Genomic DNA, 23372 nt, shown 5'->3' on the forward strand with positions numbered 1-23372 from the left:
AGATATATGGAAGATACAAAAAAACTATTAGTAACATCTTCTCCACACGTGAGAAGTAATCGAAATGTTAGAAAAGAAATGCTAGATGTAATAATTGCCCTTATTCCAGCGGGAATTGCAGCATTTTATTACTTTGGATATAGGTCCTTAGTTTTAGTTCTAGCATCAGTTTTAACTTGTGTGGCAACAGAAACATTATTTAACAAAGCAAGAAAGAAAGAAAATACAATACATGACTTATCAGCAGTTGTAACCGGCATCTTACTTGCCTACAACGTGCCATTTACCCTACCAGTTTGGCAAATAGTAATCGGCGCAATCTTTGCAATTGTTGTTGTTAAAATGGCCTTTGGTGGGCTTGGACAAAATATTGTAAACCCAGCTCTAGCAGCTAGAGCATTTTTGCTAGCTTCATGGTCAAGCAATATGAGTAACTTCGTACCACCAGCAAGGGTAGCAACTCTAAAGCACGTTAGTGACATTGCATCAGTATCTGCTGCAACACCACTTTCTGATCCTAATGCATATTCTCTTATGGACTTATTTTTAGGAAATATACCAGGGTCACTTGGTGAGGTATCAGCACTTGCACTAATTATAGGTTTTATTTACCTATTAATCAGAAGAGTAGTAAGCTTCAAAATGCCACTTATTTACATAGCAACTGCTACCATATTATCTGGACTATTCACAGGCTTTGACAATATCTTAAAAGATATTTTATCAGGTGGTCTATTACTTGGTGGATTTTTCATGTTAACTGACTACACAACAAGTCCTGTAACTCCGAAAGGACAAGTAGTATATGCAGTACTAGCAGGACTTATCACAGCTGTTATTAGAGCCTTTGGCGGATATCCAGAAGGGGTAAGCTATTCAATCTTACTTGCAAACCTTGTAGTACCAATAATTGAAAAATACACTATGCCAAAGGTATTTGGTGTGGATTATAGCAAACAAAAAGGAGTAGCAAATGAATAATTTTAAATTAGGTTTAAGATTATTTGTTATAACAGCAGTAGTAGCACTAGCTCTTGCATTTACAAATAGTCTGACAGCTCCAGTAGTTGCAGAAAATCAAGCACAAGAATTAAAAAAATCTCTATCTGTAGTGTATCCTGCAGATTCATATGAAGAATTAGAAGTAGATAAAGCAGAAACAGTAGAAAATGTTTATAAAGCCATTACAGCTGATGGGGAAGGATATGTATTCCAAATCAATTCTCCTGGTGGTTATGGAGGGGACATTGAATACCTAATCGGTGTCGATCCAGATCATAATATAACAGGATTTGCTCCATTAGTTCACTCAGAGTCACCAGGATTTGGTGCTGAAATGGAACAAGATTTCTTTAAAGAGGGAATGGTTGGAGTAAATATGGATAATGAAGTTGGCTATTCAGAAGCTGGTGGTGAAAATGAAATCGTAGGTATTTCTGGAGCTACTATTTCTACTACAACTATTGTAAAAGGAATTAACGATGCTAGAGAAGTACTAGCTAGTCTAGAGTAGGAGTTATTATGGAACAACAAATAGACAGACCTCTTGTAGACGAAAATACAAAGGTAGATAGTAAAAGAAAACAGAAAGTAAACCTAGGTAAGGTATTTTCCGATGGTATATTTAAAAACAATCCAGTATTTGTCCAATTAGTTGGGATGTGTTCTGTACTAGGGGTTTCATCAACTTTGCAAAATGCTTTTGGTATGGGATTATCAGTTATATTTGTATTAGTGATGAGTAACCTAGTAGTATCTTTACTTAGAAACTTTATAAAAGATGAAATAAGAATCCCATCATTTATCGTAATTATTGCAGGCTTTGTAACTATAGTTGAGTTAGTACTTAGAGCGTATGTACCTTCTTTATATAAATCTTTAGGTATATTTATTCCGCTAATTGTAGTAAACTGTGTAATCCTTGCTCGTGCAGAAGGATTTGCTTCAAAAAATGGTCCTGTAGCATCTATTGTTGATGGATTAGGTCAAGGATTGGGATATACATTAGCAATATCTGTGCTAGCGTTTTTTAGAGAATTATTAGGAGCAGGAACAGTATTAGGAAAAACTATTATTCCAGCAGAGTACACAATTGGATTCTTACAACAACCAGCATCATCATTTATAGTACTTGGTTTGTTATTTGCAGCTTATTCAGCTTATACTAACAAAAAAGAACGTAAATTAGCTAAATAGGAGTGTATATGTCAGAATTAATATCAATAATAATTGGTGCAATATTTGTATCAAACTATGTATTAGGACAATTCTTAGGAATTTGCCCAACTTTAGGGGTAACCAGTAAAGTTGAAACAGCTCGTGGTATGAGTTTTGCTGTAATATTTGTAATAACTCTAGCTTCTATAGTAACTTGGTTTATCCAATATTACTTACTAGAACCACTAAATATTGAGTATCTACAAACCGTAGTATTTATCTTAGTTATAGCATCTTTAGTACAATCAGTAGAGGCTGTAATGAAGAAAAATATGCCTAGCTTATATGGAGCTTTGGGGGTATTCTTACCACTAATTACAACTAACTGTGTAGTACTAGGTGTAGCAATCAAAACAATTACAAACCAATATGATTTGCTTCAAACTATTGTTTATGCCCTAGCAGCATCATTAGGATTTATGCTAGCTATGATGATCCTATCATACATAAGAGAAAGAATTGCAGAAAATGATACTCCAGAAGCCTTTAAGGGTGCGCCAATGAGTCTTATTACTCTAGGACTTATGTCAATAGCATTTATGGGCTTTGCAGGATTATAGGAGTCATTTATGAATGAGATATTATTACCAGTTGTAGTTCTAGGGGCCTTAGGATTTTTATTTGCTATTGCTCTTGGTATAATAAGTACAAAATTTAAAGTAGAAACATCAGTTACAGAAGAAGCCGTAAGAAATGCCTTGCCAGGTGCAAACTGTGGTGCCTGTGGTTATCCAGGATGCGATGGATGTGCAGCAGCAATAGCAAAAGGTGAAGCACCAGTAAATGCATGCGTAATAGGTGGACCTTCCACAACAAGCTTGGTAGCAAGTGCAATGGGAGTAGAAGCTACAGGAAGCGACAACAGACAAGTTGCCGTTGTAAAATGTAATGGTGACTGCGACAGTGCTAAAGATATGTTTGAATATTCTGGACTTACCGATTGTAGAGCTCAAATAGCTTTATTTGGTGGTAAAAAAGAATGTAACTTTGGCTGCCTTGGCTGTGGAACTTGCGAAAATGTATGTCCATTTGATGCAATCCACGTACATAATGGAGTTGCCAAAGTAGATCGTGACAAATGTGTAGCATGTGGTAAGTGTGTCAAAGCTTGTCCAAAAGACATCATAACACTTGTACCATACGATCAAAAAGCTGTAGTTTTATGTTCAAACCAAGAAAAAGGTAAGGATGCTAGGAAAAAATGTGACAAAGCATGTATTGCTTGTACACTTTGCGCCAAAACTTATCCTGAAGGTTTTGAAATGAAGAAAAACTTATCAGTAGAAAATATCAATCCAGAATTGGACGTAGAATTATTAAAAGCAGCAGCAGAAAAATGTCCAAACAAATGTATTGAAGTTTTTAATTAATTAGCAAAAATAAGCCGGTTATCCGGTTTATTTTTTTCCCTAGATTTGGCCTTAAAATTGACATTAAATTATATAAAATGTAAACTCATATAATGAGGTATTTATATGAAATTTAAAAAAGGAGATATATTTATATCCCTAGGATTATTGATATTAAGTTTTTTGTTGGCCATTTATTTTCAAAGCTTTAATAGCAAAGAAGAAGGTCAATATATAAGGATAGAACACAATTCAAAACTTGTGGGAGAGTACCCACTTGATGTTGATAAAGAGATAGTGCTAGATGGCGATGGTAAGTATAACAAGGTTGTCATCAAAGATGGCAAGGCTTATATGAAAGAAGCAAATTGTAGGGATCAAATTTGCGTTCATATGAGACAGATTAATGTTGATGGTGAAACAATCATATGCTTGCCAAATAGAGTCTATGTAGAAGTAATAGATAAGTCAAAAGAAGATGATAGTATAGATAGGGTGAACCGATGAAAGATATAAGAAATGTAACAAATATAGCCTTGCTTACAGCTATGGCTCTTGCCATATCTTTACTTGAGCATATGATTCCATTGCCAGTTCCAATACCAGGGGCAAAGTTAGGCTTTTCAAATATGATTATTCTAATCACCCTTTATATGTATGGTTTCAAATCAGCTTTACTGGTAGGGGTTTTAAAGTCTTTTCTATTGATGCTAATAACAGGATCGGTTTCTGCATTTTTCTATTCTATAGCAGGAGCAATATTGTCAGCCGTAGCCATGGCAATCGCCCTAAAATACCTATCAAAAATCACAAGTTTTATAGGTATAAGCGAGATTGGTGCGTTTTTCCACAATCTCGGTCAAATACTTGTTGCTATGGTCTTTATGGGCAATGTAAAGATGATAATATATTTCCCAGCCCTTGTAATAATGGGAGTTTTCACAAGCTTTTTTGTTGGACTTAGCGTAAATTACGTGACTAGTCATATGAAGAAATTAAATCTTGGAGATATTAATAATGAGAAAGACGATTAAAGATTTTGATTTATCAGATAGGCCAAGAGAAAAGTTAATCAAAGAGGGTTCAGATTCACTAAGCGATGAAGAACTTTTGGCCATAATATTATCTACTGGCACCAAAGAAAAAAATGCCATTGAACTATCAAGAGAAATACTAGCGAATTTTTCCTACCAGGAGTTATATGACATTGAAGTTAATGAACTTACTAAGATAAATGGAATCAAAGCTGCCAAGGCCAGCAAAATTGTCGCATCCTTAAAATTTGGCAAGAGAATAGCCAAGAGAGTCAACCAGAGATCTATAACAAAGATAGAAAAAAGCGAAGATATCTACAATTTTCTAAAAGAAGAGCTAGCTGACAAGAAAAATGAGTTCTTTTATGCTATCCTTCTTGATACAAAAAATGTTATAATATCTAAAGAACTAGTAACAAAGGGAACTTTGGATGCATCCCTTGTACACCCAAGAGAAGCCTTTAGACCAGCTATCAAAAAATCTGCAAAATCTATAATTTTTGTCCACAACCATCCAAGTGGAAATCCAAAACCTTCAGCAGAGGATTATAATATTACCAGAAGACTTGTAGATGCTGGCAATTTATTAGATATTAATGTTCTTGACCATATAATAATAGGAGAAAATGATTATTATAGTTTTAAAAAAGAGAATGACATATAGGAGCAAATAATAAATGAAATTTAGGATGATTGCAAATGACTTTGCAATTGATTTAGGAACAAGCACTGTTTCAGTATACAAAAAAAATGAAGGATTAGTTCTAACTGAACCTTCCTTGATGGTATTAGATGAGAACTCTACCAAAGTTTTGGCTGTAGGAAACGAAGCCAAGGAAATGCTTGGCAAAACTCCATCTAACATCCACGTTGTAAAACCAATAGTTAATGGTGTTATAACTGATTTTAACTTGACTGAAGCAATGTTAAATTATTTTTTTACTAAAATAAATCCTGGTATGAGCCTTATCCAACCAAAGGTTGTTATTTCAATACCAGATGGGATTACAGATATAGAGACTAGGGCAATAGAAGATGCAGCCTTGCATGCTGGTAGTAGGGAAATAATCTTAGCCCCACAAACCCTAGCTCAAGCCTTCGGCATGGGCCTATCACCTGATGACCCTAGGGCTATACTTATGGTTAGCATGGGAGCTGGTACTACAGAAGTATCCGTACTTTCCTTAAATGGCATAGTTACTAATGCTTCTCTTAAAAAGGGAGGAGACTATATAGATGAGGCCATTATTGATTTGTTTAAGAAAAATAAGAAACTAGATATTGGGAAAAATACTGCTGAAAATATCAAAAATAATATCCTAAGTCTTAGAGTCAAAGATGGAGACTTGTCAATGGATGTTGATGGTAGGGATATGATTTCAGCAAGCCCAAAGACAGTAGAAGTAAAAAGTCGCGACCTAGTTGAAGCTGTGATTACTTATGCTGATGAAGTTATGAATATGATCTATGAAGTTTTAGAAAAGACTCCTCCAGAGCTAACAGGAGACATTAGAAGAGATGGATTCTATTTGTCAGGTGGATTTGCAAATCTTAAGGGAATCAGAGAATATATAGAATCTAAGCTTAAGATTTCTTCATACATATCAGAAGATCCTGGTCTTGATGCAATACTTGGGGCAGGAAAAATTCTAGAAGAACCTGATAGATTTTTAAAATATCGTAAGTAGGTAAAAATGGTTTACAAAAGAGTAAAGAAAACTAACAAATCTTTTTTAATAACTATAGGTATTTTAGTTTTGCTAATAATAATTTCTTCCCAAACAGATACAATTTCTGGTGCAGGATCAAACTTGGCAAATACGATTTTTAAGCCAATAGAGAAAGTGACTTATTCCATATCATCAGAGATTATGGGCCAAGTTGAAAGAACTGTTGGATCAAGAGAAACTAGAAGTCAAGTTGAAAAATTAGAAGCAGAAAATAAGGCTCTAGAAATAGAAAATGCTAGGCTAAATACCATTATAAATAAGGAAGAATTCCTAAAAGAGGAAAGAGATGCCATAAGCTCATCTTCCAACCAATACTTGAAGGCAAGTGTTGTAAACACTGATTTAAACTCTATGACATCCAATTTTACCATCGATAAAGGCAAAAAAGATGGAGTCAAAAAAAATGATATTATCCTTCAAGCTATAGGGGAAAGTGACTATTATACAGGACTAGTTGGCAAGGTTACAGAAGTCTTTGACAATACAGCAAGAGTAGTAACTATAAATAATGAGGCAAATGATGTTTCATTTATCAACGCTAGAAGTAATGACTATGGGGTTATAGATAAGTTCACATCAAAAACTATCCAAGGCTATATGCTAGATGTAGATAGTGGAGCCAAAAACTCAGATGTACTTTTGACCTCTGGCCTAGGTGGAGTCTACCCATATGGTATATACATTGGTACTATTTCAAATGTTTCAATGAGCCAAGATTCCCTTAGAAAAAATATAACTATAGATTCACCAGTCGACTTCAACCACCTCTATAGGGTATTGGTATTAAGTGGCAACAGTGAATATCAATCTGACCAAGCGAATAAAGAAGATAAAGAAGATGGAGGAATGAATGAATAAATTTAAAACATTTTTAATTTTACTTATATCATTTATCCTACAAACCACTATTTTTTCTAAGATAAATATATTTGGAGCAAATATCAACATCATTATCCCAGCCATTGTCGCAATTTCTCAAATATTAGGTTATAAGGTCGGTGGTTTTGGGGCTTTGATTATTGGCCTTGTTGAAGACTTTTTATTTACAAGCTTCATAGGGGTCAGGGCCTTATCATATTTTTTGATAGGATCTTTTGTTGCAAGTGATGTGATTAGTAAAGATAAGCCAAGTGGAACTATATCAACATTTTTTGCTAGTATATTTAATTTCTTTTTGATAAATTTGATCTACTATATCTTTACTAGCAAAACTACCTTGGCTACATATTTACCAATCCCATTACTTGTTGAAGCCTTACTAAATTCATTAATTTATTTGATTTATATAAATCTAGTCAAAAAAGTTATGTATGTACCAACATATAGGATGTAGGGGTGGTCTTTAAGTGAGAAAACAAAAAGAAAGACGATTAATACTTATCCAAGTCCTAGTAGTACTCGCTCTCGTAGCTATTGTAGCAAGACTATACACAGTTATGATCAGCCAAGGAGATTATTACAGGGACTTATCAGATAATAGAAAAGTAAAAGAGGTAGACGAGATTGCTAGCCGTGGAAACATCTATGATAGAAACGGCAAAGTTTTAGCAACAAGTATACCTGCTTTTGCTGTGCAAATTTATAAGGACCAGCTATTAAAACTTGATGATGAAGATAGGATTGATAGCCTATCAAAGCTTGTAGATATCCTAGAAGAGGATGGGGTAAACTACACTGATGGCTTTGCAATAAAGCTAAATTCTTTTGCTTACAAGAGAGATGAAGACTACTTTATCTTAGGACAAATGCCAAATGAACTTGTTGTATCAACTCTTATTGATAATGATCTAATCTATGATTTTCTAACATCAACTATTAAAGATGAAAATATAGAATATGAAACAATAAAAACAGCCCTCTTGGCTCTTAAAAAACGCGGTATAGATATACCAGCCCATGTCAGCCAAAAGGATGGAAACTTAGAAGTTACTTTTAAAGAAAATTCAGAAGAAAAATTAAATTCTTCTGGTTATTCTATAGATGAAAACCCTATAGATGTAATAGTACGAGCTGTTGACGACGATAAGTCTGTTTTGCTATCTATACTTGAAAATTCAAATGCTAGGATTCTTGCCTATAATATATTAAATGATAGAGGCCTACTTGGAAGCCTTACTCTTAAAGATTATGCTATAAAATCTGATGAGGAGTTAATAGAGAAAAAGGCAAAACTATCCAAAGCCTATCCTGAAATAACTCTTGAAAGTTCTCCTTGTGATGATTTTTATGAGATAGTAAAATCTTCTACAATAAAAGACGTTTTGACCCAAGCTATTGTCAAAGACGATGGGGCTTATGTGATACCTGCAGATATCCTTATCCAAGAGTTGGAAAATAAGGGAGTTTATGCAAACTTTGATACTGAAGTAATCACTGAGACAGAAGATGACAGAAATCTTTATAAGGTAAATGTTAAATTTAGAAATGCCCAAGCTGGCTCTCCAGTAGATGAACTAGCAAGGCTAGCAGATGAACACGGCCTACTAAAACCACTTATACTTTCAGAAGATATAAAATATATGGCCCAAAATGCCAATACAAAGAATAATATTTATCCAAACATAGATGTAAGTGAAGATGACCCAAAAGATTGGGACTACACTTTTAACATAGAAAAAGACAATTTCTACACTTACTATGCAGCAAAAGATAAGGTCAATCCAAGAAAAAAAGTTGTCGAAGTTTTAAACAAAGAGAAAGATCCTAAGGAAATATTAAACTATCTTAAAAAAATCAATGGCTTGGAAAATTTCACAGACCTTGAAGCTGTTGGTATTCTTACTATTGATAACCAAGTCAACAGGCAAGGAAACTTTGGTTATAGGCCAATAAGCTTAGTATATAATATCGACGAATCAACAGTGTTAAAAATTGAGGAAAATATCAAAGCAACCTCTGGCATAGATGTAAACACTATTCCGATAAGGTCTTATCCAAATAGATACCTAGCAAGTCATATTTTGGGCTACATGGGACCAATTGCTACAGAAGAAGAAATGGACAAATATGTCAAAAAAAGAGACTATTTGAGAGATGAAATCATAGGTAAAACTGGTATAGAGGAGTCCTACCAAGACAACCTAAAAGGTAAAAATGGCAAGAGTCTAGTAACTGTTGATTCAGCGGGCAATAGAAAACAAACTATATCACAGTCACCATCAGAACCAGGAGATGACCTATACTTATCCATTGATGCTGATCTTCAAGAACAGGCCGAAAAGTCCCTAGCAGGAGTTTTAAAGGCTATAAGAGAAGGAACAGACTACCAATCAGAATATGGAATATTTAGACCGCTAAGGCGAGCAGCCTACGCTCAAAGTGGCGCAGTAGTAGTATCCAATGTCAAAACTGGTGAAGTTTTGGCTATGGCAAGTTTGCCAGACTACGATCCAAACCTATTTTCAACAGGTATTTCTCAATCAGACTGGGAAAGCTTACAAGTAACAGAAGATAGTGGTCCACTTGTACCAAGGCCTATGCTAAATATTGCCAGTCAAAGTGCTGTCATGCCAGGATCTACCTTTAAACTCGTAACAGCTCTTGCTGCCTTGGAAAATGGCCTAGACCCTCAAGCTGTAATAACTGACTACGGCTATATTGAAATAGGAAATAGACGATTTAATAACCTTGCTTGGACAGAATATGGAATCACCCAAGGTGAGGAAAACTTATACGGAGCCATAAGAGATTCTAACAACTTTTATTTCTATGTCCTAGCTCTTGGTGAGAACCCTAGAGACGGCAAGTCCATAGGAACCAAGCTTGAACTAAATGATATTAGAATTGCAGCAGAAAAACTTGGCCTAGACCAAGTGACTGGTGTAGAAATAAATATACCTAAAGAATCATCAGGTAATATTCCATCAATTGACAAGAAAATTCAAATAACTAGGGCCATGCTAAAAACATATCTTGATGAAAATCTTCCGCTCCACCTAAAGGATGAAGTCAAAAAATCAAGAAGTGAATTTGAAAATGATGTACTAGACATAGTAAACTTCACAGATGCTCCAAAAGAATGGAATCGAAATAAGATTATAGAGTTCCTAGATGAAAGAGGCTACGACCCTGAACTTATCCTCGAAGGGGAGAGGGCAGGACTTGCAGATACAATCAAGTATACCTACCTAAACCAAGCTGAGTGGGACATAACAGATATGTTAAATATCGTTATAGGCCAAGGTCAGAATGCCTATACTCCACTTCAAATGAATAGGGCCATAGCTACACTCACAAACGGAGGATATCTAAATAAATTCACCCTAGTAGATAAGGTAACCAACCACGATTCAGGAGATATTTTATTTAATAATGTCACTGAGGGAACAAGGATAGAATTAAAAGATAGAAAATACTTAGAAGATATCAAATATGGAGCTTTGCTTGTAGCACAAAACAACAAAATATTAAGCGAACTTCCAGTAGAAATTGGTATCAAAACTGGTACAGCAGAAGTAGAAGGTAAGAACGCTGATGGAGTAGGATATGATTCCTATGCATGGATGGTTGGATTTGCACCATATGATGACCCAGAAATAGCCATAAGCATTATCCTAACCCAAGGTGATACCTCTTACAATGTATCACCAATAATGAGAGATATAGTAGCAAAATATTTTGATTTGAATGTATACTCAACAAACCAAAATGAAAGCCAAGAAAATGTAGATACTGCTCAGTTTGGAGACAATGTACCAGATCAAGGCGGCGATTTGATAGAAAATTTAGATAATAATATTACCGATATTACGAACGAGATTAATGGTAACAACCAAAATATGGAAAATCTCGATGATAATCAGGGGGGAATATGAAAGTTTACGTTATAAAAGGTGATAATGGAATAGGCAAAACAGATTTTGCTGTAAATCTTGCCGAATACTTACAAAAAAACGGCAAGGTGCTTTTAATTCAGGCCAAAAGAAACGCCAATTCTAATATTGAAGATTTCTTTCAAAAAGATGGGATGATAACATATGACCTAGCTGATTATTTTTCATCTTTGGCAGGTCTAGATAAGATTATAGTCCATGAAACTGACAATCTAGACTTTATAATTAGCCCTCTTTTGGAAGATAAATATGATTTAACAAGTGAGGATTTAAATAAACTTCTATCTGAAGTCTCATACGATTATATAATCTTAGATGAAGTATATCCAGATTTCTTAACTGAAAAAACAACAGTAGAGATAATCAATCAAAATCAAGTTAATAGTACAATCACTGCCGATACATTTTTCATAAATAAAGCAGATGAGGATTATGATATAAGAAATGATAAGCAAGCTATTGATGGGAAAAGTGCAAGATTTCTAGGTACTGTAAAAAATGGACAGTATTTCAATGAAGTTATAGAAAATTTAGTTAATGGAAATTCTGTAGCTATTGCAAAATTGGGCTTTTTTGAAAAGTTAAAAATGAGCTTTAGAAAATAAGAAAAAGGACTTGTTTGAAGTTTATGATTTGTTAAAACTTCGAACCAAGTCCTCTTTTTTTGCTTTTGTTAATTTTTTGATAGCTATTTCCCTTTTTAGAGCTTCAGACTTATTATCAATCTCCTCATAATAAACAAGTTTACATGGTCTTTTTGATCTAGTGTACTTTGCACCCTTGCCAGAATTATGAAGAGCTAGCCTCTTTTCAAGGTCTATACACCAACCAGTATATAAAGAATCATCCTTACATCTTAAGATATAAACATAGCCATAAGTCATGGGAAAATCTCTCCTATAGCCTTAGATATTATATCGTATTCAAATCCTTTAGAAGAAAGATACCTGTAAACTTTTTGTTTAGTATCATAGTCCGTTTTTCCACGAGATTTTTTTATTGCAAAATCATAGGCCTTTTGGAACTCTTCCTCGTCTGATATATATGATAGATAAGTTTCTGTAAGCTGGTCATCAATTTTTTTTGACCTTAAGGCATAGCGAATTTTATTTCTTGACCACTTCGATATATGGCTCTTGTCGTTAATAAATGATTTGACATAAGCTTTGTCATCTATTAGCTTATATGATTTTAAAAACTCTATAGTCTTATTAATAACATCAGTATCAAAATCATTATCCTTAAGTAATTTTTCAAGCTCAAAAGAAGTTTTTTGACTATAGGAAATTTTTCCTAGAGCAAAATTTTTGGCCATATTGTATTGATTTTCTTTTAAAATTTCTTTATATGTATCAAAATCAACCTCATCTTCTAAAGATAAATTCAAATCATTAAAAAAATCATAAGTTACAGAAAATTCTTCACCAGCAATTGTTAGGATAATTAGATTGTATTTATCAGAATAATCTATTTTTTCAATAATCATATGCTAGCTATTGAAATATAAGCATTATATATCATTGGTGCAACCATAGCTATAGCTATAACTATTGCAAAAATTTTAAGTAATGTCTTCTTATTTTTCATCATCTCACCTCTAGATTTATTTTACTACTAAAAGTTTAATTTACATTTAAATAAAAAATCTAATAAAAAACTTGACACATAAGAAATAAGATTATATAATATATCTTGCAGTTAAATATTGAGGCCTTGTGCTAGTAAAACTAATGTAAAATTTATTTAATAAAAACTTGACATATATTTTATATAGTGTATACTAGATAGGGTAATGACCTGGTGGGTATGGTCCAGTTGGTTAAGACACCTGGTTGTGGCCCAGGAGGCCGTGAGTTCGAATCTCACTACTCACCCCATGCGGGATTGGCGGAATTGGCAGACGCGCTAGACTTAGGATCTAGTGAGAATTTCTCGTGAAGGTTCAAGTCCTTTATCCCGCACCATAATATGAAAGTAATCGTTGGTTTTCAATGGTTACTTTTTTTATTGATTTTGTTTATACTAATTGAAAAATAAGTTGATTGTAATATAATAATGATAAGAGATGCAACCTCTTTTCATCTAAAAAAGCCCTTGAAGCCCACAGCACAAGGTAACAGAAAGTATACGATTCTTCATAGAATCAAAAAAGACAGTAGCTACCTACTACTGTCTTTTTCTTTTACTTGTTTTTGCATTTATCGATTATAATACTAGCGATAATAGCAACTAACAAGGGAAAAAATAAATTTTCCATTAGAAAGTATACTATCTCCATAAAATCACCTCCCTAAGGAGACATTTTAATTATAACACAAATATAAATCTCTAAATTTAAAAAGTACTGTTAAAAATTTTCAAAATAGGTTATAATTTATATTAATAGGAGGGTGTTTTGCAAAAATTTAAAAGAGTTGTATTAAAACTAAGCGGTGAAGCCCTAGCAGGTGATAGGGGCTTTGGCTTTGATGATAATGTTATTGAAAATATTTGCCAATCTATCAAAAAACTACATTCGCTAGGTGTTGAAATTGCAATTGTTGTTGGTGGTGGCAACTTCTGGAGAGGAAGATCTGGTACTACTATCGATAGGGCAAGTTCTGATAATATTGGAATGCTTGGAACAGTTATGAATGGTCTTAGGATCCAAGGTTCTCTTGAAGAGATGGGCCTTGATACTCGTCTTATGACTGCAATTGATATGAAAGAAGTTGCAGAACCATATATAAGAAGACGTGCCATAAGACATTTGGAAAAGGGAAGAATTGTTATCTTTTCTGCTGGAACAGGTCTACCATATTTTTCAACTGATACTACTGCAAGTTTACGCGCTCTTGAGATAGATGCCGATGTGATCCTTCTAGGTAAAACTGGTACTGATGCAATTTATGACAAGGATCCAAATATTTATGACGATGCCATCAAATATGATAGGCTAACCTATAAAGAAATCCTCCAACAGGAAATAAAGATTATGGATACAACTGCATCAAGCCTTGCTATGGACAACAATATGCCACTAATAGCATTTGGTATAGATGATCCTAAGAATATGGTGAGGATTTTTACTGAGGAAGAAGATATTGGTACAATTGTAAAGGAGAAATTTTAATGAATTACGATCAGATTAAAAATACAGCTAATAAAGAAATGAAGCAAGCTGTTGAATCTTTTGAGACAAGAATAGCAAATATTAAGGCAGGACGTGCAAGCGAATCTATCTTGGATGGTATTACATTCTCATATTATGGAACTGAAACACCAATCAACCAAGCTGCAACTGTTTCAATCCCAGAAGCAAGACTTCTAGTCATAAAGCCATGGGATAGGAAAAATATTGGTCCAATAGAAAATGCTATTTTGAAAGCTAATATTGGCATCACCCCACAAAACGATGGTGAAGTTATAAGACTTCCTTTCCCAGTGCTTACAGAAGAAAGACGTAAGGAATATACCAAAGAAGTTAACAAGTTTGTTGAAGAAGCCAAAATATCTGTAAGAAACAAAAGACGCGATGCAATGGATGAAGTAAAAAAAGCAGAAAAATCTGGAGACATAACAGAAGACGATAGATTTTCACTAGAAGAAGAACTTCAAAATATCACAGATAAGAATATCAAATTACTAGAAGAAGCTGCTGATAAGAAAAACAAAGAGTTACTATCTGTATAAAAAGTGAATGTTTTAATAAAAGATATATTAAACAAGGACATTATCCCTCAAAAAATTAACAGCAGGGTTATGTCCTTGTTTTTAAAACAATTATCATTGTTGCTAAATTCAGGAATAGCAATTGATACTAGTTTAAAAATCATCGAAAGACAGAAAATTGACAAGAATCTGACCAAGGCACTGGCAAGTGTGAATGGGGATTTAGATAGAGGCCTATCCATATATGAAGCCTTTACCAACAATGAAAAGTATTTTAATCCTATGATCATAGCCTTTATAAAAAGTGGTGATAAAAGCGGCAAGTTTTCAGATATATTGGATGATTTATCAACTTACATAGGAGAAGAAGATAAGAATAAGTCCACTATAAAAGAAGCCTTGACCTATCCAATTGTTCTTTTCGCTATGACGATTTTGATAGTTGTGCTTATTCTAAATTTTGTCTTGCCAACATTTCAAAATCTCTTTGCAGAAAGTGGCCAAAGTTTGCCAAGATCCACTATGATATTATTAGGAACAAGTGGATTTATTGATAATTATGGCTTTATAGTATTGCTTGGTATTTTGGTTATAGTATTTTCTATCCTAATACTAAAAAAAGATGAGGATGTGGCTTATAAAATAGACAAGTTTAATTATAAAGGTTTCCTCTTCAAAAACCTTAGGCGAGAAAAGCTAGAATATCAAATATCATCTTTGTTATTTATACTAAGATCTGGTGATATTGAAATAAATGACTCGCTAAGACTTATAAAAGAGTCCTTTAAAAATACATATATAAAAGCTGAAATAGATAAAATTATAAAGGATTTGGATCATGGATTGACCCTATCAAATAGTATTGAGGATAAAAAGGATTTTAGTCCACTTTTTAAATCGATGATCAAGATAGGAGAGGATAGCGGGAACTTGCTTGAGGCTTTAAAGAAAGCAAGCCAATATTATGCCAACGATTACATATATAAACTAAAGAGAATAGCCAATCTTGCCGAACCACTTATGATTATTTTTATGAGCATCATAGTTGGATTTGTAGTTTTTTCAATTGCCATACCGATATTTGATTCAGTAAATGCAATATAAAAAGGAGCTTATATGAAAAATAAAAAGAAAAAAGGTTTTACCTTAATTGAACTTGTCATAGTCATTGCGATTATCGGCATACTTGCTGCAATAGCTATACCAAAATACCAACATTCAAAATATCAAGCCGCAGTTACCGCTCATAATGCTAATGTACGTATGCTTGAATCAGCTGCTACTATGAGGGTGACTGATGGGGTTGGTGAAAAAGGTGTAAAATGGCCAAATGAAGACGAAGAAGAGTACGTTCAAAATTGGCCAAAAGTACCAGATGGGCTCAATTTTACTGAAAAAGAGTATTCTGTAAAAATTACTAAGGACGGCACAATAACAGTCACTCCGGGATATATTAAGGAAGATAAAACTAAATAGAAGATGCTTTTAAATATTTTATTATTTGCAATAGGAAGTATTTTTGCTTCTTTTGCAAATCTTGTAGTTTTAAGAACTATCAGGAATGAAAGCATAGTTTACCCTCCAAGCCACTGCGATTCTTGTGGCCATAGGCTAAGGGCAAGAGATTTAGTCCCGATATTATCTTACATATTTTTAAGGGGCAGGTGCAGGTATTGTAAAAGCGAAATTCCTCTAGAATCTTTTATGGTTGAACTTATCCTAGGGCTATTATTTGCGATAATTTTTGATTTTTCAAATATATTAGGATTTATTTTATTGTTTTTTGGTCTAATGCTTGCCCTTATTATAGCCTTAATCGATTTAAAGACATATGACATTTATATGTTCCAAGTTGCTATACTCTCAATAATTGGGATTATTTATAGGTGCCTATATATTGGCTTTGATATAAAATTTGTCTATATTATTCTAGGCTTTGCTATTAGCTATTTGTTGATTTATTTAATATCCAAAGCTGGGATTGGGGATGGAGATATTTATTTTTACCTAGCCTTATTCCTATTTCTAGAAAATGACTTGATAATACGGTTTGTCCTTATATCAATCTGGATTGGGGCAATCTATGGAATATCTATATTTTTAAAGTACAGGTCCTTAAAAATTGAAATACCTTTTTGTATTTTTATTTTTATGGCTCTTTTAATTATAGTTTTATTTAGAGGCTATCCGATATGAAAAAACGTGGATTTACCCTAATAGAGTTAGTAGCAGTCCTTTCGATAATTTCTCTTATAAGTGCTATTGCAATTATGAAATTTAATATAATCGACAATTTCAAGGCAAATATAGAATTGCAAACGTTGATAAATGACTGTGATTTTGCCAAGATGAAGGCCGTAAGTACAGGGGAAGATTACTTATTAATATTTGATAAGAATTCTTATAGTGTTTTAGGAGCTTCCAAGTATTTAAATGACGCAGAAATAGAAAGAAATTTAGATAATATTTACTTTTCTTCTTATGATAGTGAGAAAAAAATTCGATTTAATAAAAGTGGAACAGTTACGTATCCAGGTACGATAAAAATCAATGTACCTAAAGGTGCTGATGACAATAAGCTTGTTGAACTAAGAGTAAGGGTTGGTCTGGGTTATGTTAGGTACAAAAAATAAAAAATTAGGATTTACTTTAATTGAAACTATTATTGCCCTAGGATTTTTAGCCCTTATTGCTATGTTTTTACTTCCAGCATTAAGTAAACTAAATGAGAATTCTAAGAAATTTAAGGACCAGGCAAAGATTGTCTACGCCCTCCAAGCAGCTATTGAAGAGGAGAAATCTTTTTCGGATAGCCCATACGGATCGAAGTTGGTAAATATTAATGGCTACGATATTTATATTGATAGGCAAAGTTATAGGGAGAATTTAGATTATATAAAGGCGAAGTCTGAGGGTTTTGAACTTGAAGTCATAGAGGTGGTAGATGAAAAAACGTGGTTTTACACTAATTGAACTTCTTGCAAGTCTTGCTATAATTTCTGTCCTAATCTTAGTAGTATCTTCACTATTTTCTATTGCTATAAATCTAACGGGAAAATCTTATGAAAATGAGCTTGATTACAAGGAATATTCCTATGCCTGCCTTTATGTGGACAATATAGTGAGAAGTGCCTATAAAATTGATTTATTGGATGAACCAAATGATGTAACAAACTTTGTAGCTTATGTCAAAAATCCAAATAACGCAGGACATTTTGACACCTATGTATTTGATCTCAAAGAAAATTCGGATGGCAGTGGTGAGCTTGTGGCATACATGACTAACATTTCGACTTATAGTAGTCCCACAGATGCTATACGCCAAAATGGGGGTAATAGAATTTCATCTAAAATATCTAAATGTCAATCAGCAAAAATCACCTATGAAGAAGGTAATATTATACATATAATCATCAATGAAAATAGCCAAAAGTTTAGATATGAAAGCAAAATTTACTTGGGAAATAGATTATGAAAAAGGCATTTATCTCAGTTTATACTCTAATAGTTTTGTTTATTATCTCCTTGACCATCACCTATATCTACAACCAGCAGAAAAATTCTGCTTCTTATGGCAAGGGCCTATATGAGAAAAAACAAGCCCAATATTTGGCCGAATCTATAATGAATACTTTTATGGAAGAAAATAGCGATCAAGTAGCTGAGATTATTTTAAAACATTATGATGAAGAGAAAAATAATATTATTGAAGAAACAACAGATGATGAGATCAAAACAGAAAGCTTAAAAAGCCTACCATATACCTACAAGGATAAAAAATACTATATCTATATCTCCAGAATCGGAAACAAAACTAGAAAAGAAATAAATGGACTTTATCTAATCTTTTTAAATAATGTAAGTGTTGGTGAATCTAAGGCAGATAGTGAAATATATATAAAAGTTTTTGATAAAAAAGACGAAAATGATGAAGAATTTGACAAAAATCGTCTAAGAATTGAAATAAGACATACATATTAGCTTTGTAAAAAGTACTTATTTGGTATAATACTTATAGAAACTTAAAAATAAAAGGAGCCAAAATGAAAATTTTAGTAATTAACTGTGGATCATCTTCACTAAAATATCAACTATTTGACATGGAAAATGAAGATGTACTAGTACAAGGACTTGTTGAAAGAATTGGAATCGAAGGAAGCCGTCTAGTTCAAAAAAAAGATGGTGACAAATACATCATCGAAGAACCAATGGCAAACCATACAGAAGCTGTAGGACACGTTTTTGATGCCCTAGTTGATAGCGAAAATGGTGTAATATCAAGCCTTGATGAAATCGATGCTGTTGGACATAGATTCGTTCACGGTGGAGAAAAAGCTACAAAATCAGCACTAATCAATGATGAAGTAAAAGCTATCATCGAAGATTCTGCAAAATTTGCGCCTCTTCATAACCCAGCTAACCTTATGGGTCTAAAAGCTTGTGAAGAACTTCTACCAAATGTACCAAATGTAGCAGTATTTGATACAGCTTTCCACCAAACTATGCCAGCAAAAACATTCCTTTACGGTATTGACTACAAATACTATGAAGAAGATGGCATTAGAAAATACGGATTCCACGGAACAAGCCACAATTATATTACAAATAGAGCAGCAGAATTACTTGAAAAACCAGTTGAAGAAACAAATATCATCTCAGCTCACCTAGGAAATGGTTCATCAATTACAGCAGTAAAAGATGGTAAATCTTTTGATACAACAATGGGACTTACACCACTTGAAGGTCTAGTAATGGGAACAAGATCAGGTGACCTAGACCCAGCTGTAGTAACATACATCGAAGAAAAAGATGGTGTTTCTGCTAGTGACATGAACAATATCCTAAACAAAGAATCAGGTGTTCTTGGAGTATCAGGAGTAAGCTCAGACTTTAGAGACCTAGAAGATGCAGCTAAAGAAGGCAATGAAAGAGCTCAAGTTGCCCTTGATATGTTTGCTACAAGAGCAAAGAGATACATCGCAGGATACATGGCAGAAATTGAAAAAGTTGATGCTATAGTATTTACAGGTGGTATCGGTGAAAACTCAATAGAAATGAGAGCAGACATCCTAAAAGGTTTTGAACAATTTGGCATCAAAATCGATCCTGAGAAGAACAATGTACGTGGTGGAGAACATGTGATTTCAACTGATGATTCAAAAGTTAAAATCATGGTTATAGCTACAAATGAAGAGCTTATGATAGCAAGGGATACTAAAAATTTAGTTAAATAATTCTCTTGACAAGAAAGGGCACTCAATATATAATATTAAAGATTGCTAAAACTGATAAGAGGAGGTGTAAGGATGGCAGTACCAAAGAGAAGAACATCAAAAACAAGAAAAAACAAAAGAAGAGCCTCAGCTTATACTTTGAATAGATCAAATTACGTTGAGTGTCCAAGTTGCCACGAGCCAAAACTTCAACACAGAGTTTGCCCAAACTGTGGAGAATACAAAGGCGAAGCAATAATTGATGCTAATTAAGGTAGTGTTTTTGCACTATCTTTTTTTATACCCAAAAGAGAATATATGAAAATACTAATTGACACCTATGGAGCAGATGATGGTTGCAAAGTTATTGTCGATGGAGCAATACTAGCAAAAAAACAAAAAGACTTCACACCTGTCTTTGTAGGTAATGAAAAAGAAATAAAAGAAAATATTAACGGTAGGATAACAGATTATGAAATAATTCCTACTGATAGCTTTATATCTAACGATGAGGACCCTGTGAGGGCCATTAGAAGAAAAAAAGATGCATCCATAGTCCTAGCTTATGAGAAATCAAAAGAAGAAGGATATCATGGCCTAGTATCTGCAGGATCTACTGGAGCCTTGCTTGCTGGTGGACTTTTCCTAGCTGGTAGAATAGAAGGTATCAAAAGAGCCTGCCTTGCAGCAAATATACCTTCTATAAATGACAATATTTGCCTACTTATGGATACTGGGGCAAATATGGATTGCAAGGCAGAATTCTTATACGAATTTGCCCTAATGGGTTCAATCTACTTAGAAAATACAATGGGAATAGCAAATCCAAGTATTGGACTTTTAAATGTTGGAGTAGAGGAACATAAGGGAAACAAGCTTACAAAAGAAACATATGCTCTATTAAAGGAAAGCAAACTAAACTTTGTAGGCAATGTAGAATCAAGAGACCTATTTACTGGCAAGGTAAATATTCTTCTTGCAGATGGTTTTGATGGAAATATCGCCATAAAAACAGCAGAAGGAGTATTAAAGCTTATGGGTTCCCAAATAAAATCTACAATTTATAAGTCCACAAAAAATAAAATTGCTGGAGCCTTATTAAAAAATGACCTCAAGACTATGACCAACAAATTTTCATCCGATGAAGTTGGAGGAGCCCCACTTCTTGGGGTAAAGTCTTATGTATATAAGGCACATGGAAATACCAATGAACTTGCATTTTCCAATGCTATTTTAGGATTAATGAATTATATAGAAAGAAATACAATTGAAAAAATCGAAGGAGAAATAAAATGATTAGAGACGAACTAATAGCTTTAGCCAATGAAAATCTTGACATTGACTTTAGTGAAATGGAAATGACTACAAAATTATCTGATTTGGACATTGATTCAATCGATATGCTAGATTTCATCATGCTTATTGAAGAAAAATTTGAAATAGAATTTGAAGAAGATGAGCTAGATGAGATAGAAACCCTTGGCGATATCGCTGAACTTATAGAAAGCAAAAATTAATGGGACTAAGCAATATTAGACTTGCCCAAATAAAAGAATTTGAAGATAGGATTGGCTACACTTTCAATGATAAAAAGTTGATCGATGTAGCCTTTACTCATTCATCCTTTATAAATGAAGCTAAAAAGGGTGCAAAAAGCAATGAAAGACTTGAGTTTTTGGGAGATAGCGTCCTAGATATGGTTGTAAGCGAGATTTTGTTCAAAAATTACAACAACAAACCAGAAGGTTGGTTAACCAAGACCAGATCAAGACTTGTATGCACAGATTCTTTTTCTAAGGCGAGCGAAAAATATGATTTGACCAGCTTTTTAAACTTTGGCAAAGGAGAAAAAAAGCAGGGTGGCAAATTAAAAAAACATGTAAAAGCTGACACTTTTGAAGCAGTTTGCGCTGCCATTTATCTTGATGCGGGTTATGAATTTTTGTATGACTTCTTGGTAGAACATTTCAAAGAAGAAGCCCTTGAGATCATAGAAGATGATTCACTTTTTAACGATTATAAGACCAGGCTGCAAGAGTATTACAATTCTCACGGCAAGAAGATCTTAAAATATACTCTCATCAAAGAAGAAGGTCCAGAGCATGACAAGCTATTTACCATGGCTGTTAAAGAAGGAAATAGAACCCTTGCAACAGGTATGGGCAAAAACAAGAAAAAAGCTGAACAAGATGCTGCAAAAAATGCTTATGAGATGATAAAAAATGGCTAAGAAAGAATATATTATTCCAATATTTATACCTTTTTTGGGTTGTCCGCACGATTGTGCCTTTTGCAACCAAGTAAAAATCACTAATTATAAGGATAAGATGGAACCATCTAAGGTCATTTCTGAGATAGAGAAAAATCTATCCTATTTTCCAGCAAATGACAATATAAAAGAAATTGCTTTTTTTGGTGGATCATTTACGGGACTTGATTATGATGTGATGACTGGCTACTTAAAAATAGCCAAAGAATACAAGGAGAAGGGAATTATTGATAGAATCAGACTTTCGACCAGACCTGATTATATAAATAATTTCATTCTTGACACATTAAAAGACTACGGAGTAGACATTATTGAGCTTGGCATCCAATCATTAAGCCAAGATGTCCTAGATGCCAATGAACGTGGCCATAGTGTAAGTGCAAGCAAGGATGCATCTCAATTAATAAAATCCTATGGAATAAAACTAGGCCATCAAATAATGCCGGGCCTTTTTATGGACAGCAAAGAAAAGATGATAAGTACGGCAATAGAATCTATAAAAATAGGACCAGATATGGTGAGAATCTATCCTACCTTGGTTATCAAAGAAACCAAACTTGCCTTTCTTTATGAGGCTGGAATTTATAAGCCCTTAGACCTAGATGAGGCCGTAGAAATATCAAGAGAAATAGCCATGCTATATATGTATAGTGGCATAGATATAATTAGGATTGGCCTACAGCCAACAGAAAATATTAACGAAGGCAAAGATGTCATAGCCGGACCCTTTCATCCAGCTTTTAGGCAGTTAGTTGAAGCAAATATTTATAGGACTTACCTAGAAGAAATAATTTGTGATGAAGAAATAGAAGATGAATTGACTATCTTTACCAATGATAGGAATATTTCTTTGATAGCGGGAAATAATAAGTCAAACAAAAAATATTTTTATGATAAGTACAAAATCAAAATCAAATTCAAGTCGTCCAAAGAACAATACATTCTTTATAAGGATAAGAAGATTGATTTTGATGTGGACTTATTTATTAGAAATTATGTAGAAAAAAACTACGGTGGTGATTTACTATTAGATTAGAAAGTATTGAACTTAAAGGATTTAAGTCCTTTGCAAACAAA

The 23372-nt window shown here is 33.6% G+C and carries 30 protein-coding genes and 2 tRNA genes; 30 read left to right on the forward strand and 2 right to left on the reverse strand.

Annotation, left to right across the window (positions count from 1 at the left end):
• Nucleotides 1-6: 6 nt before the first annotated feature.
• The 13 genes from BN38_RS02900 to BN38_RS02960 all read left to right on the forward strand — a co-directional run bounded on the left by BN38_RS02900 (nt 7) and on the right by BN38_RS02960 (nt 11767).
• Entirely contained in the window at nt 7-981 is a 975-nt protein-coding gene (locus BN38_RS02900) for an RnfABCDGE type electron transport complex subunit D (RefSeq protein ID WP_044565479.1), read from the forward strand.
• Nucleotides 974-1513, forward strand: a complete 540-nt coding sequence (locus tag BN38_RS02905) for an FMN-binding protein (protein ID WP_044565481.1) — start codon at nt 974-976, stop codon at nt 1511-1513. Before BN38_RS02900 ends, BN38_RS02905 begins: the two co-directional genes overlap by 8 nt.
• Nucleotides 1514-1521: 8 nt before the next feature.
• On the forward strand, nt 1522-2196 hold the full coding sequence (rsxE, locus tag BN38_RS02910) for an electron transport complex subunit RsxE (RefSeq protein WP_044565482.1): 675 nt from the start codon (nt 1522-1524) through the stop codon (nt 2194-2196).
• An 8-nt stretch (nt 2197-2204) separates the two neighbouring features.
• On the forward strand, nt 2205-2777 hold the full coding sequence (locus BN38_RS02915; protein ID WP_044565483.1) for an electron transport complex protein RnfA: 573 nt from the start codon (nt 2205-2207) through the stop codon (nt 2775-2777).
• A 9-nt stretch (nt 2778-2786) separates the two neighbouring features.
• Nucleotides 2787-3587, forward strand: a complete 801-nt coding sequence (locus BN38_RS02920) for an RnfABCDGE type electron transport complex subunit B (RefSeq protein ID WP_044565485.1) — start codon at nt 2787-2789, stop codon at nt 3585-3587.
• Between the two features lie 105 nt (nt 3588-3692).
• A complete protein-coding gene (locus tag BN38_RS02925) occupies nt 3693-4073 on the forward strand; it encodes a NusG domain II-containing protein (RefSeq protein WP_044565486.1) in 381 nt (126 codons plus the stop codon).
• Nucleotides 4070-4600 carry a Gx transporter family protein gene (locus BN38_RS02930; protein ID WP_044565487.1) on the forward strand — a complete coding sequence of 177 codons (531 nt, stop codon included), beginning with the start codon at nt 4070-4072 and terminating at the stop codon, nt 4598-4600. Before BN38_RS02925 ends, BN38_RS02930 begins: the two co-directional genes overlap by 4 nt.
• Nucleotides 4584-5264, forward strand: a complete 681-nt coding sequence (gene radC / locus BN38_RS02935) for a RadC family protein (protein WP_044565488.1) — start codon at nt 4584-4586, stop codon at nt 5262-5264. The genes BN38_RS02930 and radC overlap by 17 nt, the downstream gene beginning before the upstream one ends.
• Before the next feature lie 13 nt (nt 5265-5277).
• The gene (gene mreB / locus BN38_RS02940; protein ID WP_044565490.1) at nt 5278-6288 is read left to right on the forward strand and encodes a rod shape-determining protein; all 1011 of its coding nucleotides are present in this window, start codon (nt 5278-5280) and stop codon (nt 6286-6288) included.
• Nucleotides 6289-6294: 6 nt separating this feature from the next.
• Complete coding sequence (gene mreC, locus BN38_RS02945; protein ID WP_044565491.1) at nt 6295-7188, forward strand: rod shape-determining protein MreC; 894 nt, start codon at nt 6295-6297, stop codon at nt 7186-7188.
• On the forward strand, nt 7181-7663 hold the full coding sequence (locus tag BN38_RS02950; RefSeq protein ID WP_044565492.1) for a rod shape-determining protein MreD: 483 nt from the start codon (nt 7181-7183) through the stop codon (nt 7661-7663). Before mreC ends, BN38_RS02950 begins: the two co-directional genes overlap by 8 nt.
• 13 nt (nt 7664-7676) lie before the next feature.
• A complete protein-coding gene (locus tag BN38_RS02955) occupies nt 7677-11144 on the forward strand; it encodes a penicillin-binding transpeptidase domain-containing protein (RefSeq protein ID WP_044565493.1) in 3468 nt (1155 codons plus the stop codon).
• Nucleotides 11141-11767, forward strand: a complete 627-nt coding sequence (locus BN38_RS02960) for a P-loop NTPase family protein (protein WP_044565494.1) — start codon at nt 11141-11143, stop codon at nt 11765-11767. The genes BN38_RS02955 and BN38_RS02960 overlap by 4 nt, the downstream gene beginning before the upstream one ends.
• Before the next feature lie 21 nt (nt 11768-11788).
• Here BN38_RS02960 and BN38_RS02965 read toward each other — a convergent pair whose 3' ends face one another.
• Both BN38_RS02965 and BN38_RS02970 read right to left on the reverse strand, forming a co-directional pair.
• Nucleotides 11789-12046: a GIY-YIG nuclease family protein gene (locus BN38_RS02965; RefSeq protein ID WP_044565496.1), complete on the reverse strand. Its 258-nt coding sequence runs from the start codon at nt 12044-12046 to the stop codon at nt 11789-11791.
• Nucleotides 12043-12648: a regulatory protein RecX gene (locus tag BN38_RS02970; RefSeq protein ID WP_044565497.1), complete on the reverse strand. Its 606-nt coding sequence runs from the start codon at nt 12646-12648 to the stop codon at nt 12043-12045. The genes BN38_RS02965 and BN38_RS02970 overlap by 4 nt, the downstream gene beginning before the upstream one ends.
• Nucleotides 12649-12962: 314 nt before the next feature.
• On the opposite strand from BN38_RS02970, the gene BN38_RS02975 reads away from it, so the two are divergent.
• The 17 genes from BN38_RS02975 (at nt 12963) to BN38_RS03055 (ending at nt 23331) form a co-directional block, all read left to right on the forward strand.
• Nucleotides 12963-13039 (forward strand) — tRNA-His (locus tag BN38_RS02975).
• Between the two features lies 1 nt (nt 13040).
• Nucleotides 13041-13126, forward strand: a tRNA-Leu gene (locus BN38_RS02980).
• Between the two features lie 431 nt (nt 13127-13557).
• Nucleotides 13558-14274: a UMP kinase gene (pyrH, locus tag BN38_RS02985; RefSeq protein ID WP_044565498.1), complete on the forward strand. Its 717-nt coding sequence runs from the start codon at nt 13558-13560 to the stop codon at nt 14272-14274.
• The gene (gene frr, locus BN38_RS02990; protein WP_044565499.1) at nt 14274-14834 is read left to right on the forward strand and encodes a ribosome recycling factor; all 561 of its coding nucleotides are present in this window, start codon (nt 14274-14276) and stop codon (nt 14832-14834) included. The genes pyrH and frr overlap by 1 nt, the downstream gene beginning before the upstream one ends.
• Nucleotides 14835-14903: 69 nt before the next feature.
• The gene (locus BN38_RS02995) at nt 14904-15917 is read left to right on the forward strand and encodes a type II secretion system F family protein (protein ID WP_084593737.1); all 1014 of its coding nucleotides are present in this window, start codon (nt 14904-14906) and stop codon (nt 15915-15917) included.
• A 12-nt stretch (nt 15918-15929) separates the two neighbouring features.
• Nucleotides 15930-16289, forward strand: coding sequence for a prepilin-type N-terminal cleavage/methylation domain-containing protein (locus tag BN38_RS11520; protein WP_044565501.1), 360 nt, complete (start codon nt 15930-15932; stop codon nt 16287-16289).
• A 3-nt stretch (nt 16290-16292) separates the two neighbouring features.
• Entirely contained in the window at nt 16293-17009 is a 717-nt protein-coding gene (locus BN38_RS03005; RefSeq protein ID WP_044565502.1) for a prepilin peptidase, read from the forward strand.
• On the forward strand, nt 17006-17446 hold the full coding sequence (locus BN38_RS10725; protein WP_049944434.1) for a prepilin-type N-terminal cleavage/methylation domain-containing protein: 441 nt from the start codon (nt 17006-17008) through the stop codon (nt 17444-17446). Before BN38_RS03005 ends, BN38_RS10725 begins: the two co-directional genes overlap by 4 nt.
• Entirely contained in the window at nt 17427-17786 is a 360-nt protein-coding gene (locus tag BN38_RS03015) for a type II secretion system protein (RefSeq protein ID WP_044565503.1), read from the forward strand. The genes BN38_RS10725 and BN38_RS03015 overlap by 20 nt, the downstream gene beginning before the upstream one ends.
• Complete coding sequence (locus tag BN38_RS03020) at nt 17758-18288, forward strand: prepilin-type N-terminal cleavage/methylation domain-containing protein (protein WP_044565504.1); 531 nt, start codon at nt 17758-17760, stop codon at nt 18286-18288. The genes BN38_RS03015 and BN38_RS03020 overlap by 29 nt, the downstream gene beginning before the upstream one ends.
• Nucleotides 18285-18794, forward strand: a complete 510-nt coding sequence (locus BN38_RS03025) for a hypothetical protein (RefSeq protein ID WP_044565506.1) — start codon at nt 18285-18287, stop codon at nt 18792-18794. Before BN38_RS03020 ends, BN38_RS03025 begins: the two co-directional genes overlap by 4 nt.
• A 62-nt stretch (nt 18795-18856) precedes the next feature.
• On the forward strand, nt 18857-20047 hold the full coding sequence (locus BN38_RS03030; protein WP_044565508.1) for an acetate/propionate family kinase: 1191 nt from the start codon (nt 18857-18859) through the stop codon (nt 20045-20047).
• Nucleotides 20048-20119: 72 nt separating this feature from the next.
• A complete protein-coding gene (gene rpmF, locus BN38_RS03035) occupies nt 20120-20299 on the forward strand; it encodes a 50S ribosomal protein L32 (protein WP_044565509.1) in 180 nt (59 codons plus the stop codon).
• A 45-nt stretch (nt 20300-20344) separates the two neighbouring features.
• Nucleotides 20345-21322, forward strand: coding sequence for a phosphate acyltransferase PlsX (gene plsX / locus BN38_RS03040; RefSeq protein WP_044565510.1), 978 nt, complete (start codon nt 20345-20347; stop codon nt 21320-21322).
• Nucleotides 21319-21543 carry a phosphopantetheine-binding protein gene (locus tag BN38_RS03045; protein WP_044565512.1) on the forward strand — a complete coding sequence of 75 codons (225 nt, stop codon included), beginning with the start codon at nt 21319-21321 and terminating at the stop codon, nt 21541-21543. The genes plsX and BN38_RS03045 overlap by 4 nt, the downstream gene beginning before the upstream one ends.
• Entirely contained in the window at nt 21543-22256 is a 714-nt protein-coding gene (gene rnc, locus BN38_RS03050; protein WP_044565513.1) for a ribonuclease III, read from the forward strand. The genes BN38_RS03045 and rnc overlap by 1 nt, the downstream gene beginning before the upstream one ends.
• Nucleotides 22249-23331 carry an elongator complex protein 3 gene (locus BN38_RS03055; protein WP_044565515.1) on the forward strand — a complete coding sequence of 361 codons (1083 nt, stop codon included), beginning with the start codon at nt 22249-22251 and terminating at the stop codon, nt 23329-23331. Before rnc ends, BN38_RS03055 begins: the two co-directional genes overlap by 8 nt.
• Nucleotides 23332-23372 lie beyond the last annotated feature (41 nt).

The organism is Anaerococcus provencensis, from assembly GCF_000312365.2.
GTDB classification, from domain to species: domain Bacteria; phylum Bacillota; class Clostridia; order Tissierellales; family Peptoniphilaceae; genus Anaerococcus; species Anaerococcus provencensis.